This window comes from Microcoleus sp. N3A4 (assembly GCF_036701805.1).
In the GTDB taxonomy this organism is placed as follows: Bacteria; Cyanobacteriota; Cyanobacteriia; order Cyanobacteriales; family Microcoleaceae; genus Microcoleus.
In genome coordinates, this window is sequence record NZ_JAUBRJ010000027.1 from 56,778 (window position 1) to 71,166 (window position 14,389).

A 14,389-nucleotide genomic window follows, 5' to 3' on the forward strand; every position below is an offset into this window, starting at 1 on the left:
TTGGCAATGAGTGATTCATCATGGTTTGGAGTACGGGCCTACTGTTGCCTTCTTGTTTGAAAGTAGTATAAGCGAAGGCATTCCGCATTGATCCAGAAAACAGAAGGTGAAAATACCGAAGGCGGAAAGAAAACAGAAAGTGAAAATACTGATATTTTCAACTTTTTTCTTCTCCACCTTCCATCCGGCTCGCCAACCCTTTTAAATTGACAAGTTGATGCAAGAACCCTGAGCAGTTTTGCTTACTTCAATCCTGGCTTGAAAAGCTTCTTTCAGGTGGGGCATATGGGTAACGGTGAGGATGCAGGCGAAGTCGGAGGCGATCGCATTAATTGCAGCAATCAGCCGATCGCACCCTTCAGCATCCTGAGTCCCGAATCCCTCATCGATAATCAACATTTGCAAAGCCGTACCCGCCCGCTGAGACAGCAGTCTCGCCAGCGCCAGCCGAATCGCAAAATTAATCCGAAAAGCTTCACCGCCCGAGTAAGTTTCGTAGGCGCGAGTACCGCGAGCATCAGCAATTAAAATGTCTAAAGTGTCAATCAATTTAGTTGCTTTTTTAGAAGCAGCAGCCCGCTGAGTGATAAATTGAACGTGCAATTGATTCGCGCTCAATCTTGCCAATATCTGATTGGTTTCCGCTTCTAGTTGAGGCAAAACATTTTCAATCATTAAAGCTTGAATGCCGTTTTTACCAAATGCTTGACCCAACTCTTGATAAACTCGCTGCTGGCGTTTTGCAACTTGCATTTGCTCTTTTTGAGCTACTAGCTGAACTTGCAGATTTTCCAGATTTTGCTGCTGCTGCTGGAGGCGTCCGAGACTTCCCAAATGTTGGTCAAGCTGCTGGCGGCGGCGGCTGATTTGCTGTTCGATCGCGCTGATGCGGGCTGTGGGATCGGGATGTTCTTGCAACTGCTGGTTCATCGCTGAAGTTTGAGCGCTGACAGCTTGCAAATCTCGATCGCGCACAGCGATCGAACTTGCTATTTCATTAACCCGCTGCAGCACTTGCGGGTACTGCACAGTTGCCGATCGCAATTTTTCGGCGCGGGCGATCCAAAACTGCGATCGGCGCATTTCGCTGCGGACGTGTTCGTGCTGTTCCAAATTATAGTCAATTTCCGCAATGTATCTATCTAAAGACAGAATTTGCTGCTGTATTTCCGAGCTATTTTTTTGCTGTTCTAACTGTTGCTGTACCGTGGCTAATTGAGTTTGCAAATCCGGGCGGCGGGCATTAATTTTATTCAGTTTCTGCTGAGCGTCTTTGATTTGAGCTTGCTTAATTTCCACCCACCGCAAGCGCTTTTCATCGCTGCGGGCGAGGGAGTGACTGCGATCGCTGTAATTGAGCTGTTGCAGTTGCTGTTCGATTTGTTGGAGTTGGCCCAAGTCATCGGCTGCATACTCGCCGGTGCGAAGCAACCGCTCTATTTCTGCCGCGTCTTGACGCATACTTTGCAGCCGGTTTTCGTCTTGGCCCAGGCTATCTAATTGTGCTTGCAAATGGCTGCGGCGTTCCCGCAATTCTTGGTAGGGCGCTAATTCCTCTTCTAGTTCGCGGTATTCATGTCTGAGGACTTGAATTTCGCGCTCGGAGACGGCCAACTGTTCGCGCACAACCCACAGTTGGTTCCAGATTTCCTGCTGTTGGGAGTGGTGTTTTGCGACTACCAAATTCCAGTAGTGTTCGTCTAAAGGTCGATCGCACAAAGGACAATTGCCAAAATTTGTATCTCGCACCATTAAAGGCGAATTCGATGGCTCGTTTTCCGCAAAATTCGAGGCTTTACCTTCGCCTGCGGTTTTTTCTCCTTCATGTTTCCGCAGCAGTTGCAGTTTTTGGTCGAGCTCGGCAAGTCTGGTTTGATAGTCGCGGCTTTTGGCTTGCAGGTTTCCTAGAAAGTCGTGCCTTTCTTGACCTTTTTCGCGGACTCGCTGCTGATAAACTCGCTTGTTTTCCAACTGCAAAATTTGATTGGCGATGGCCGAGATTTCCTGCTGTAATTGCGGCTGTCGCTGCTGCTGCTGAACTTGCACCTGTCTGTTGATTTCGTCTAAGCGGGCGGTTAAACCGGCGCGGGCGCGATCGAGCTTTTGTTGCTTTTGCTGCTGCTGTTGTAGCAGCGGCGAAACTTGCAGTTGCAGTCGATCGAGTTGGTTGAGGCGCGATCGAGTAGCTTGCAACTGTGCGAGTCCTTTGTCAACCTCCGGCTGCTGTTTGAGAATCTCCAGAACATCTTTTTCATCCTGTTCTAAAACATCTAATTGAGCTTGCAACTGCTGAATTTTGCTTTGCAAAAAGCTCAGTTCGTCGCGCTGCTGTTCTTGCAACTTTTGGCGCTGACTTTGGGCTTGTTGGTTAACCTTGAATTTTCCTGCCATAGTCTCTTCTGTGGCTTGCAAGCTATGGAAATACGCGATGCCTGCTGTTATTTCATTTTCTTGTCCTAGGAGAGCTTGCAGCTCATTTTGTTGCTGTTTGGCTGCGCTGAGTTCTTGCTGCAAGCGGCGGCATTCTTGAGAGATATTGTAGTGCTGTTGCTGGTGGCCGGCGAGGAGTTTTTGCCAAGTTTGGCGGTTGTGGTGCTGGAGTTGCAGTTGCTGCAACTCGGTTGTGTCGGCTTGCTGCTGTGAAGAGAGCAAATCCGTTGCTTGCTGCAATTGAGTTTGTTCTGAGGCGATCGCCTCTTTTTGCTGCAGTTGCTCTTGTACGGTTTGCAAACTCTGCTTGAGCAGATCGACTTCAGCTTTAAATTGTTTAGACGTATCTTTGGCTTGTTCCGATAAAGTATCGTAGGAGTCGAGTTTGAGCAGATTGGCTAAAACTTGTTTGCGTTCGATCGGCTTTTTGAGCATAAATTCATCAGCTCGCCCCTGCCGCAAATACGCCGAGTTAATGAAAGTATCGTAATCTAGTTTGATGTGTTCGAGGATTTTTTGCTGAGTTGTTCTCAGACCCTTGTCTGTGAGCGTGCGAAAATTAAGTTTTTCCTCGCTCTCGGCAGAATTCAAGCTGACTTGAAATTCCAAACTTCCCGATTGTCCGCGCCGGCGGTTGCGAATCACCCGGTAGATTTGGCCGCCGGTGGAGAAAGTGAAATCAACGCGCACATCTGTTTCGCCGATATGGATGATATTGTCTTCCGTATCGCTGCGGCAACAGCCCCAAAGTGCCCAGGCGATCGCTTCTAAGAGAGAAGATTTGCCGGCACCGTTAGGCCCGCAAATGCAAGCGGTGTGCAGGCCGCGAAAGTCTAAAGCAGCTTCGCGATAGCTGAGAAAATTTTTAAGTGTAAGTTGTATAGGAATCATTTAGGCCATCGCGCCGTACAATCTATCTATAATTAACACTATTTGTGCGCTGTTGCCTAGTTATTCAATCCAGATCCAGAACAATTGTCAGTGCTTCGGAAATGTCTTCCATAATTGTATCGGACAGGGTTCCGAGTTGTCGGACAAATCTTTGTTGGGAAACGGAACGGACTTGAAAAGTGTCGGTGGCTGAGACTTTCGCCAAGCCATTTTCTGATGTCGGTTCGAGCTGTACCATCCACTGCAGCGGGGAAAAAAGATCGTTCCATGCTGTAATTGGAACAATTACTTTGAGCCGCAAATTTCCCACTTCATCATCGCTGACAACCGCAACAGGTCTAGTTTTGCCAATTTCATCTCCCACCGTTGGATCTAGTCTGACAAGCCACACTTCGCCTTTACGCATTAGTTTTTACCCCTGCGTTCAGGTATTCTTCCTCTGAATCGAAATACGGTTCGCTGTCGGGCGACCACAAATCATGAAGCGGCCCTCCTGGTTCATACAAAGGAACCGCTGCTTCTGCTGAGGCTCTGAGTTTCAGCTTTCTCTCGGCTTTGCGCTGGGCTTTTTCTTCTATTTCTTCGCGCATCATCCGCGAAGCTGTTTCGATGATTTCTAGGCGTTCTTCTGCGGTCAGATTTTTGAGGGCTGCTAAGATTTCTGTTTTAGTCACGGTTTTTTCGGGTGGTTGGTGAGAAAGTGCGATCGATCTCATATGTTGAACCATTTTCAAGAACAGGCAAGATGCCTGTTCCACAAAGAGTGAATTTGATTGATTGTGGAACGGGCATCTTGCCCGTTCTTGACAATAATGACGCAACATCTCAGATCGATCGCACCATCATTATATCTTTCACAAAAATCAATCTCGGCGCTCTCTGCTTATGGCGCACCCTACCTCGATCGCACAGGCAGATTTTCCATCATCAAAAAGGGTTGACTGTATTCCTACAGCCAACCCCGCGCCTATTTACTTGTCGTGCGTTTGATCAAACAGCAACACTACCTGGCAATATTCGGGAACGTATAGCCGACACCGAGTAACAATCCCACTTCAGCTCCGTCGAGAAAACCAACATTCAGTCCCGCTGTTGCTGTAAAATTTCTCGACAGCGGCACATCTACACCCCCCGAAATCAGGAAGCCAAAATTACTGTCATCACCGGTAGAAAATGCGACGCCAACACCTGCATAAGGAGCAGCAGTAATCACAAAATCATCGCTGACTTCGACTGCCTCTTGAGATACAAAATCGTAGGTAACGGGAACTAGAATAGTTAAGTTGTCGCGGAACAAAACAGTCGGTCTCACCGAGAAATTGTTGGTCAAACCAATTTTGCTAATAATCGCAAATGAACTGTCGCCTAATGATGAATCTCCGCCAAAACCTAGATTGCCGCCAATACCGACGTAGCTGGGCCCAGAACGGGTAGCCCGGCCTGGTCGGATTTGAGTATCTTGAGCCACTTTTTTAGTGGGTTCCGAGACAGTTCCTGGTTTTTCAGCAACTTTCGGTTGGTTTCTCAGAGTTGAGGCGGAAGTGCTGACAGGATTGCTCAACACTTCTTGTGCTGTTTTGACTTCTTTTTCTTCCTTCGTTGCTGTTAGTTCAGAATTATTGCGATCGGCAACAATTGAAGTAGGTCGATCGCTCTTTTTGGCAGTCTCGACATTTGACTGCACTTTGACGCCATTATCAGCAATTGTAGCGGTTTCTTCCGACTTTTGGATCTCAGCAGCAATCGAGGTATTTGGCGCAGTTTCTGTCCCAGCAATTTCAGATGTTGCTGCTTCCGATTTTTCTGGTGCAGCAATAGATACTTGCAAGTTGGCTGCCGGTTCGGAGGCTGCAGGGTCTGCCGCTTCTGTTAGTTCGCTCCAACTGATAGAATCAATTTTGGTATTACTAGCCGTTGTTTCTGCGTCGGGTTTAACTGCTGAAGTTGCCGCCGGCTCAGAAATTTGGTCAATATTTTGAGTCGCCAAAGTTGCAGTTGTACCGACATCGGGCAAGTTGCCCGTTTCAGCTTTCGCTGACATGGTACTGCAACAAACAGCTAAAGCTGCAAGGTTTATTAACGCAAAAGCCGACTTGGAAAATAGACTATTCATAGAAACTCCTCAATGAACCGTGTGTTAAAAGTGTAAGTGTTTGAGGGCGACCGTCGAGAGCTTTGCTAAAAAAAGACACAAATTTGAGTTGTGTTGTTCCTAGATTGGCACTCAACCGTTGAAGAGTCAACTCTCAAGCTGATTAGATTCAAGAACCGACGGCCGGTTTTGAGGCTAATTTTAATTTACCGATCGATCGGCTAAAAATCAATCCTAGGGAGGATTACACGCTCGATTTTATTTAATTAAAGGGTCGATCGCGCGTCTCGCTTGCATTCTACAATTCTGTACTTGGGGGCGCTGCACTCGCAGCCACGCCGGAAAAATCCGGTTTTTGAGGGCGCACCGCCTCGAAACCAAGAGACAGCAAGCTTTCAAAACAGTTTTGACAGCCCCGCCGTCCAAAACAAGCGCAGTTAAAACAACGCGATCGGCTGCTGCACAGTCCCTGACAAGTAATGTAGAATAGCACTGATCCGACAAACTGTTGTGGCTCGATCGTGTCAAAATTACTGAATATTATTAGAATTGTCTAAAATTTAGTGTCCTATTTGTAAAGTTTAGCCTTCGCTTTCGCTCAGGGTCTGACCATCTCACAACAGCACGCAACTAAACAAGTAAAAAAATACAAATTATTTCATCTCAACCTGACTTTATGAGCAAAGTTCTAGTCATATTAGGCGAATTGAGCGATCGCGACATCGATTGGATGCTCGCCAACGGCACCCGTACCCAAGTCCTCCCCGGCACCACCCTCATCACCGAAGGTCAGCCCTTAGACGCCCTGTACATAGTTCTGGATGGAACTTTGAGCGTTGCTGTATCATCTTGCGACAAAGAAATTGGAAAAATTATTTCCGGGGAAGTGTTGGGCGAAATGTCTTTTGTAGACGGGAGGCTTCCTTCTGCTAGCGTCACAGCAATTGAAGAGTGCCTCATTCTGTCAATTCCCAGGCGGCTGCTAACTGAAAAACTCGAGCAAGACGTGCTTTTTTCTCTGCGGTTTTATCGGGCGATTACCAAATTTCTGTCGTCGAGACTGCGGGGTACAGTCAAACGCTTCGGCGATGATACTGATTATTTAATATATCAAGAGTCAGACGACGACGAGCGCGCCATCCCGCAAAATGTCGAAAATCCAGATTTGGCTGAATCTAGATTTCAATGGCTGTTGCAGCGTTTGAAGGGAAGTTAAATTGGTTGCTAGTTATTGGTTATTAGTTATTTCAGGACTTACGCACAGGCACTATCTGTAGGGTGCTTGTGGGCGCACCTTACCCCCACGGATAGCGTGAAAATTGATCCGTTGCGTAATATCAAATCTGGCAGGATCGGAATAATGTAGTGCGATCTATGTCTCGCGAGCGATCTATGCCGCGAGCGATCTATGCCGCGAGCGAGACGCTCGCACGCGAGATCATCCAAATATATTATTCCGATGCAACCAATTCCCAATTACCATTAAAAAACATATTTTTCAGCGACGCGCCAATAGCGGGAAAAACGCTTCAAATCAATGTAACCATCGTAGCGGACAAACGGTTCTGGCGGCAAAACTTCTACTGGGTGCGATCGCTTAATTTCCCGGCAAATATCCTGAAACCGAGGACTGGGACTTTCCGCAGTCACCACTTGATTAGCGCCGGATTCGATCGCAAAAGCGATAACTTCCGCAGCCACATCGCCCCGCCGAATAACTACAGGCAACTCCAGCAAACATTCGTAAATAAACACCATTCGTTTGAGACTTAACTGCCATTCATCAATCAGCGCATCATCCCAAACCCAGATTGCCGGTGCCTCTGGGTGCGCTTGAAAAGCCTGGCCTTCAGGATTCAAACAGTCACCGTGCAGCCAAATAATCGGATTGTTCATAAATTAGTAATTGTTAACTGTTGACTGTTGACTGTTGACTGTTGACTGTTGACTGTTAACTGTTGACTGTTAACTGTTAACTGTTAACTGTTAACTGTTGACTGTTGACTAATGACTAATGACTAATGACTAATGACTACTGACTAATGACTACTGACTACTGACTTTTTAATTTCTGCGACCTTTTTTAGAGCCTTGCCAACTTTTAGAACCGCCGCTGCGATCGACCTTTTCTCCATAAGGAAACAACTGCCCTTCCAAATATTCGTAAGTTCCCTCAAAATCGCATTGCCCGTACATAGGACAATCGCGACAATAAACCGCCTTAGTGTAACGCTCCAAATTTTCGCGATTAAAAAAATAAGGTTTGTGGCTAAAAGTGCTCGCTACCCACTGCCAAGAAAGATTGTTGCTCGCCGGATCTCCATCTAGCAAATGTTGCAAAAACCAGCGAGCTCCGGCTTGCCAGCGCACGCGCCGCCAGTGTACCAGATAAGCGGCAGTCCACATCCGCTGGTGGTTGTGCAAATAACCAGTTTCTCGCAACTCGCGGCTGAAACTGTCGATGCAAACTAAACCAGTCGTGCCCTCTATGACATCCTGCGGCAGAGTTTCGCTGTAATCTTTAGCAGTGTAACCAGTTTTGTAAGCTTCCCGGTCTTGCCAAATCCCGTTGCCCAATTCGGCGTACAGTCGCTGCCAATAATCCCGCCAACCCAACTCGTTGACGAGTTTTACGGCATCTTCTTGATGCGGCACCTTCTCCAGCACGGCATCCCGGACTTCCGCAAGACTCAAAACGCCGTAGCGCAAATAGGGCGACAAGCGCGTTACCGCACCGTTGAGGAAATTGCGGGTTGAGGCGTACTTGCCGGGATCGACTTGTTGCAGCGCTTTTTCAGCAGCTTTGCGCCCGCCTAGGATCGGGGGTACGCTGCTGTCCCGGGCGGCAGCTTCGGGGAACTGTTCGCGCACGTAGGCAATTAATTCGTCGCGGCTGGCAAATTCCCGCTCCATGTCCTGACTCATTGTTTTTTCTCAAGCGCCTGCTATTCTTTCCTCATGTTAAAGCTATTCGATCGGGCGTGCGGGGTCGATCGCCCTAAACCCTTCGCTCCTGGTAACGTACAGTTTGCCCCAGCAGCAATCGATCGTCGGCTCGCAGCCAAAATTAGCATCAAAGTCAGTACACTCAGGGATAGATATCATACCAAAATCTTATGGAAACTTTTCCGGCGGACGCTAAAGCGATCGCCAGCTTAGCTAACGGACAGCAGCAAGGTACAAAACAACTGGAAAACAGCGAAGTTCAAGAGTTCGATCGAGCTATGATGCGCCGCTGTATAGAATTAGCCCGCCGTGCTCTCGGCAAAACCGCACCCAATCCGCTAGTCGGTTCTGTAATTGTCCGAGACGGCAAGATTGTCGGCGAAGGGTTTCATCCCGGTGCCGGTCAACCTCACGCCGAAGTTTTTGCGCTCCGGGAAGCGGGGGAACTCGCCGAAGGAGCGACCGTCTACGTCAACCTGGAACCCTGCAACCACTACGGGCGGACTCCTCCCTGTTCCGAAGCTTTAGTTAAGGCCAAGGTGGCAAAAGTAGTGGCTGGCATGGTCGATCCGAATCCTTTGGTAGCTGGAACTGGGCTAGCTCGGTTGCGAGAGGCTGGGATTGAAGTGGTGGCGGGAGTGGAAGGGGAAGCTTGCCAAAAACTCAACGAGGCTTTCGTACACCGGATTTTGTACCGCCGGCCTTTGGGAATTTTGAAATATGCGATGACTTTGGACGGTAAAATTGCTACCAGTAGCGGCCACAGCGCTTGGGTGACAGGCGAGGAGGCTCGGAGCGAGGTACACCGGGTGCGCGTCGGCTGCGATGCTGTGATTGTTGGGGGAAATACGGTGCGTCTGGACAATCCCTTACTGACGAGTCACCAGCCTGACAGGAATAATCCCCTGCGGGTGGTGATGAGCCGCACTCTGGATTTGCCGAAGTCGGCTTGGTTGTGGGAAACCTCTGTGGCGGCTACTTTGGTGCTGACTGAGCCTGGTGTTAACCCCGAATTTCAGGAATTTTTGATCGCAAAAGGGGTGGAAGTTGTGGAATTGTCGCCGCTGACGCCGACTAATGTGATGGCTTATTTGTACGATCGATCTTTTCTTTCTGTACTTTGGGAATGCGGCGGCACTTTGGCGGCCAACGCAATTGCTGAGGGTGCAGTTCAAAAAATTATGGCTTTTATTGCTCCTAAAATTGTCGGCGGCCAAGGAGCTCCAACTCCTGTGGGAGATTTGGGGTTTTCCGCAATGACTGATGCTTTGACTTTAGAGCAGGTTTCTTGGCGCGCGGTAGGTGCAGATTGTCTGGTGGAAGGCTATTTGAAAATTAAAGATTGAAAGTTAAAAGCGAGTCTTTTTAGTTTTTGATTTTTAACTTTTAACTCCTTTTATGGTTGAAATTCTGATTTGGAGTTTGATGGTTGGCAGTCTCGGCTTGGAGGCTGCGATCCTGGGTATATTGGTGAGCCGCGAGCAATTGGCTGCGGGGCAAAAATACGACGAGGAGGAGGAAGTTTTGACTCGGTACGAATCTCAAGAAGATAATTTTAATGCGCCTGAAAATGCTAGCTCGAATGGCAATCCCAAATCCGCTCCCAATGCTGTTGATTTGACGGTTTGGGAGTACAAGATTGTGCGGGCTAGCAACGATTTGTTTCGCAATCCTGCGATTTTTCACAAGCTGTGCCAAGAAGAGGCGGAAGTTGGCTGGATTTTGCTTGAAAAGCTCGACGACAGGCGGGTGCGGTTCAAACGTCCGATCGCGCTGCGGGACGCCCCGAGACCTAATTTACCAACATTTGACCCTTACCGCACTCATTACGGCCCGATCTCGAATGCGATGACTTGGGCTGCGGCGATCGTGTTTCTGAGCGCGATCGTGCTTCCTGCTATTTTGGGCTATGCTTTAGTGTCTGCTACTCTAACCAGAAGTCGCTCTAATTTGCCTCCAACACCTCTTCAATCTTTGCCTTCTCCTGGAGGGCCAGAAACTAATAAGTGAAACCCGGGCAAATTGTCGATCGCCCTGTTTGCAACCTGTTTTATAGCAAGTCTAAATCATTTGTGAACCAGATGTTTTTTTACGAACCGCGAAGGCGCGAAGGAACAGAAGAGAAGAGTGTGTGTTTGCTTGAGGGATTTAGGCTTGCTATATATAGCAGTCCTAAATCAGTCGCAAAATCGATCGAGATCGGAATCCTTGTAGTGCGAGCATCTTGCTCGCGTACTATTTTTCAAATCATTTAGGATTGCTATACAGCGTATTCCAGGTTTGTGAATTGTAGGGACACGGCAGTGCCGTGTCCCTACGGGAAGCTAACGATAGGCGGGTGTACTTCATAAATGTGGAATCTGCTGTAAGTTAATTTGATTTTAAGTTTGGGGCGGTATTGCTGAGGGAGCCGATAGCAATCTCAAGTCATAATTTGTATCGCCTTGAAATTGAGAAACGCGGACGAAATAAGTCCCCGCAGGCAAAGCGCCATTACTCACAATCTGTTCCGAAGCCGTGCCTAAATTATTAGACGAAGCAATAATATCGTCCAATCCAACTGCGCCGTTGCCGTTGATATCCTGAATTAATTCTACATCAACATCTGCACTCAAACCGTCAACAGTTACACTAAAAAGGCTCGGAGTATTGAGGATGAAACTGTAAATTTCGGTTGGTTTAGCAGCGCCTACAAAATCGCTCGCAGTTTGAATTTCTCCCAGAATACCCAGGTTTTTTGCTGCGTTCAAATTGTCGGCGGGATCGGGGAGAGTGCTCGACAGTCCTTCTTGTTGACCGAATTGAATGTAGTGGCCGATCGCACTTTTAACTGCGCCGTTTGTGACTGCTGCTGCTACCAGCGGATATTTTTCTAGATAAAAGCTGGGATCGAAGAAAACGCTGGGTTTGCGGTTTTCAAATTGACCGACGTTGAAGTAGTGTTCAAATGCGGTAAGTTGATTTGTTTGGACTGCTGTCTGAACGTCTGGGTTGCTTGCTAGATAGAAACCAACATCGAAGAAAGGGTTGGGGCTGCGAACTTCAAATTGACCGAATCTGATAAAGTGATCGGCTGCTGAAAAGCCGTTGAGTTTGGCTGATGTCGCTACATCTGTATTGGTGTCTAAATAATAGCTGGCGTCGAACAGGGCATTGGGGTCGCGATTCTCAAATTTGCCAATTTTTCGGTAGTGATCGAAGGGACTCGATACCGTGCCTCTGGCAACTGCTACGGCGACATCTGGGTTGTTTTCGAGATAAAATTTGCTGTCGAACAGTGTTCTGAGGGTTAGCATTATTAAAAAAATCTCTCTGGACTTTAGTCTGGAAAGTGCACGATCGAGAATCCAGTTTACATCAAAGTTTTGTTTTGTGAGGGTGTCTTAATTATGGCTAAATCTGGACTGATGGCAATGCTGCGCCGCGCTGCGAGTATTGCCCAGAAATCAAGGGAAACGGGCATTCCGGCTGATGAACTGCTGGGGATGCTGACAGATCGCACTCCCAATTCTCCCATATCTCGGCGTAGCTTGCTGCACGGGGGCTTAGCTGCTGCGGGGGCAGTCGCTGCTGCGACTTTTACCAGGGAGGGAGGGGGAGCTTTTGCTCAACAGGGCGGGCGATCGCCGATTTTGGTTGTGGGTGCAGGAATTGCGGGTTTGACGGCGGCTTATCGCTTGCGCCAAGCGGGCGTGCGCGCCGATATAATCGAGGCAACGAACCGCGTGGGGGGGCGGATTCGCACTATTCCCAAGGCGGCTGGAACGCTGATTCCGGTGGACGTGGGAGGAGCATTTATTGACACCGGTCATACTAATTTAATCTCGCTGGCGACGGAATTGGGTTTGCGGGCGATCGACTTAGCCCAAGTGCAGAGTGGACTGGTGAAGGATACTTTTTTCTTTGAAGGGCGCCGCTTTTCTCTTGAGCAAATAATCGCCGACTTTGCGCCGCTAGCGAGTAAAATTAATGGAGATTTGGGCGCTATCGGAGATAACATTAGCTATCAAGATTTTACAGAAGCAGCGGAAAGATTGGACAATCTTTCGATCGCTGAATATGTAGATCGAGCTGATACTAGCACGATTGTCCGGCAGTTACTCCGCATTGCTTACACGGGGGAATTCGGTCGAGATCCCGAAGAACAGTCGGCATTAAATCTGCTGTTTTTAATCGGTTCTGAAGCTGGCAGTTTTGAATTGTACGGCAACAGCGATGAGCGTTATGAGATTGACGGTGGCAACAGTCAAATTATCAACAGTTTGGCGGGTCAATTGTCTGGTTCGATCGAGGCGGGGACGGTTTTGGAAGCGATTACTCTTTTGCCGGATGGCCGCTATCGGGTAAATTTGCGATCGGGACAAAGCGCGTTCGAGCGCACTTACGAGCGAGTTTTGTTAACTTTGCCGTTCAGCACTCTGCGAGACGTTAAAATTAACGTACCTTTGCCCCAACCAAAGCGCAGGGCGATCGAGCAATTGGGTTACGGTACTAATTCTAAATTAGTTACCGGCTACCGCAGCCGAATTTGGCGGGAACTTTATCGATCGACTGCTTCTGTTTATAGCGATTTAGGATTCCAGAATACCTGGGAAGCTACGCCTTTCGCCCCTACTCCTAACGGTTTGATCACTAATTTTACAGGAGGAAAGCAGGGTTTGTCGATCGGTGCTGGAACTCCAGAAGACCAAGCACAAAGATTTTTGAACCAATTTGAAAGAGTTTTTCCCGGAGTGAGAAATTTGCGATCGGGCAAAGCTGTGCGAGCTTATTGGCCTGGTGAACGCTTTTCTAAAGGTTCTTATGCCTGCTATTTAGTCGGACAGTGGACGCAAATGTACGGCGTTGAAGGCGAACGAGTTGGCAATTTATATTTTGCCGGGGAACACACTTCGCTGGAAAATCAAGGTTACATGGAAGGCGGTTGCGAAACGGGACAAAGGGCGGCTGTTGAAATTTTGCAAGATTTGGGTTTAATAGCTGCTGCTGATGCTGTGAATGCTCGAACTGCTAGCAGTTTGAACAGTCGCCGTCCGAGCCGAAAAGTTCCCGGAGCCCGGAATCTTGGGAATAGGAAGCCGAGTATTAGATAATATGGAGTAATTGCGGACACGGCAATGCCGTGTCCCTACAGATATGGCGTACAACTTATCAAATAATCTCGTCCGGGTTAATTCCCCGATCGCGCAAATATTCAGCCAGTCGATCGGCCCGTTCACGTTCGCGATCGGCCCGCTGGCGTTCTGCTGCTAACTCTTCTACACCCCATAAAAGCAGATTTCCTGCTTCATCCCACCAGCGCAACCAATAGCCTGTACGCTGTTCTTTCTCCCCCCGCCACGTTCCTAAATACAAACCAAAATCTGCCATCCAGTGACGACCTTCCGCGTCAGGAAATTCTAGTTCGTAGTTGCCATTTTGCAAGCGATATATTTCCAGCAAGCCAGTTTCTGGGTCAAAAATGATGTAAGTTGGTACTTGCAGAATTTGTTCGTAAAAAAACCACTTTCCCGGAGTAAAAGTACGTTTGATAGAATATTCCCCACCGTCTGTTTCCAACAAGAATTCCATGACAATGGTCGGGATTTCTCCTTCCAAGTTTGGGGTATAGCTTTTGCGGTCTCTTCTCGATTCGGCGGGCGAGACCGACGGTACGTAAACCCAATCTGGTGCTTTGATTACTAACTCGCCGTTGACAGTAGCGCAAATGCCGAAATTGCTGGCTATCAGCATTTGTGACCCGATCGATCCTCTCAGTTCTAAGATTTCTCGCAGTGCTCCAGCAATTAGCGGTTGACCTGTATTCTCCACGGGTTTTTCTTCTAATTGGAAGTCGTCTGGCAACTTCTCCCAAGTTACGGTCAGTTCTAACGTTTTTTGTCCTGGGTTATCTTGAGTAACGACCATAACTTTACTTTCTAAAGTTTGATGTCTTATCATAGCATAATTTAAATAGTTGACATTTGACAGTGAGGTTTTTAGATTTGTAGGTTGGGTTGAACGAAGTGAACCCTACGCTTCGCTCCGCCC

The 14,389-nt window shown here is 48.1% G+C and carries 15 protein-coding genes; 5 read left to right on the plus strand and 10 right to left on the minus strand.

From position 1 onward, the window contains the following. Nucleotides 1-201 precede the first annotated feature (201 nt). The 3 genes from QUA56_RS17190 to QUA56_RS17200 form a co-directional block, all read right to left on the minus strand. A complete protein-coding gene (locus tag QUA56_RS17190) occupies nucleotides 202-3,321 on the minus strand; it encodes an AAA family ATPase (protein ID WP_333359658.1) in 3,120 nt (1,039 codons plus the stop codon). 64 nt (nucleotides 3,322-3,385) lie between these two features. Beyond that, nucleotides 3,386-3,727: a type II toxin-antitoxin system PemK/MazF family toxin gene (locus QUA56_RS17195; RefSeq protein ID WP_333359659.1), complete on the minus strand. Its 342-nt coding sequence runs from the start codon at nucleotides 3,725-3,727 to the stop codon at nucleotides 3,386-3,388. Continuing rightward, nucleotides 3,720-3,995 carry a hypothetical protein gene (locus QUA56_RS17200; RefSeq protein WP_333359662.1) on the minus strand — a complete coding sequence of 92 codons (276 nt, stop codon included), beginning with the start codon at nucleotides 3,993-3,995 and terminating at the stop codon, nucleotides 3,720-3,722. Before QUA56_RS17200 ends, QUA56_RS17195 begins: the two co-directional genes overlap by 8 nt. 71 nt (nucleotides 3,996-4,066) lie before the next feature. Here QUA56_RS17200 and QUA56_RS17205 point away from each other — a divergent pair, with 71 nt between their 5' ends. After that, nucleotides 4,067-4,366, plus strand: a complete 300-nt coding sequence (locus QUA56_RS17205; protein WP_333359664.1) for a hypothetical protein — start codon at nucleotides 4,067-4,069, stop codon at nucleotides 4,364-4,366. Here the strand turns inward: QUA56_RS17205 and QUA56_RS17210 are convergent. Both QUA56_RS17210 and QUA56_RS17215 read right to left on the minus strand, forming a co-directional pair. Then, the gene (locus QUA56_RS17210; protein ID WP_333359666.1) at nucleotides 4,325-5,434 is read right to left on the minus strand and encodes a hypothetical protein; all 1,110 of its coding nucleotides are present in this window, start codon (nucleotides 5,432-5,434) and stop codon (nucleotides 4,325-4,327) included. The genes QUA56_RS17205 and QUA56_RS17210 overlap by 42 nt on opposite strands. A gap of 237 nt (nucleotides 5,435-5,671) precedes the next feature. Beyond that, nucleotides 5,672-5,941, minus strand: a complete 270-nt coding sequence (locus QUA56_RS17215; protein WP_333359667.1) for a hypothetical protein — start codon at nucleotides 5,939-5,941, stop codon at nucleotides 5,672-5,674. Nucleotides 5,942-6,089: 148 nt separating this feature from the next. Between QUA56_RS17215 and QUA56_RS17220 the strand changes: the two genes are divergently transcribed. Then, entirely contained in the window at nucleotides 6,090-6,629 is a 540-nt protein-coding gene (locus tag QUA56_RS17220) for a cyclic nucleotide-binding domain-containing protein (protein ID WP_333359669.1), read from the plus strand. 266 nt (nucleotides 6,630-6,895) lie between these two features. On the opposite strand, the gene QUA56_RS17225 is transcribed toward QUA56_RS17220, so the two are convergent. The 3 genes from QUA56_RS17225 to QUA56_RS17235 all read right to left on the minus strand — a co-directional run bounded on the left by QUA56_RS17225 (nucleotide 6,896) and on the right by QUA56_RS17235 (nucleotide 8,518). Continuing rightward, nucleotides 6,896-7,309: a hypothetical protein gene (locus QUA56_RS17225; RefSeq protein ID WP_333359671.1), complete on the minus strand. Its 414-nt coding sequence runs from the start codon at nucleotides 7,307-7,309 to the stop codon at nucleotides 6,896-6,898. A gap of 168 nt (nucleotides 7,310-7,477) precedes the next feature. Continuing rightward, entirely contained in the window at nucleotides 7,478-8,338 is an 861-nt protein-coding gene (locus QUA56_RS17230; protein WP_333359673.1) for an FAD-binding domain-containing protein, read from the minus strand. Between the two features lie 42 nt (nucleotides 8,339-8,380). Further along, entirely contained in the window at nucleotides 8,381-8,518 is a 138-nt protein-coding gene (locus QUA56_RS17235) for a hypothetical protein (protein WP_333359675.1), read from the minus strand. Nucleotides 8,519-8,529: 11 nt separating this feature from the next. Between QUA56_RS17235 and ribD the strand changes: the two genes are divergently transcribed. Together ribD and QUA56_RS17245 are read left to right on the plus strand one after the other, a co-directional pair. Continuing rightward, entirely contained in the window at nucleotides 8,530-9,705 is a 1,176-nt protein-coding gene (ribD, locus tag QUA56_RS17240) for a bifunctional diaminohydroxyphosphoribosylaminopyrimidine deaminase/5-amino-6-(5-phosphoribosylamino)uracil reductase RibD (protein ID WP_333359677.1), read from the plus strand. Between the two features lie 52 nt (nucleotides 9,706-9,757). Beyond that, on the plus strand, nucleotides 9,758-10,369 hold the full coding sequence (locus tag QUA56_RS17245; protein ID WP_333359679.1) for a hypothetical protein: 612 nt from the start codon (nucleotides 9,758-9,760) through the stop codon (nucleotides 10,367-10,369). Nucleotides 10,370-10,740: 371 nt separating this feature from the next. Here QUA56_RS17245 and QUA56_RS17250 read toward each other — a convergent pair whose 3' ends face one another. Beyond that, on the minus strand, nucleotides 10,741-11,655 hold the full coding sequence (locus tag QUA56_RS17250; RefSeq protein WP_333359681.1) for a PPC domain-containing protein: 915 nt from the start codon (nucleotides 11,653-11,655) through the stop codon (nucleotides 10,741-10,743). Between the two features lie 93 nt (nucleotides 11,656-11,748). Between QUA56_RS17250 and QUA56_RS17255 the strand changes: the two genes are divergently transcribed. Beyond that, nucleotides 11,749-13,452, plus strand: coding sequence for an NAD(P)/FAD-dependent oxidoreductase (locus QUA56_RS17255; RefSeq protein WP_333359683.1), 1,704 nt, complete (start codon nucleotides 11,749-11,751; stop codon nucleotides 13,450-13,452). A gap of 58 nt (nucleotides 13,453-13,510) precedes the next feature. Here QUA56_RS17255 and QUA56_RS17260 read toward each other — a convergent pair whose 3' ends face one another. Further along, nucleotides 13,511-14,266 carry a Uma2 family endonuclease gene (locus QUA56_RS17260; protein ID WP_333359721.1) on the minus strand — a complete coding sequence of 252 codons (756 nt, stop codon included), beginning with the start codon at nucleotides 14,264-14,266 and terminating at the stop codon, nucleotides 13,511-13,513. Nucleotides 14,267-14,389: the final 123 nt, after the last annotated feature.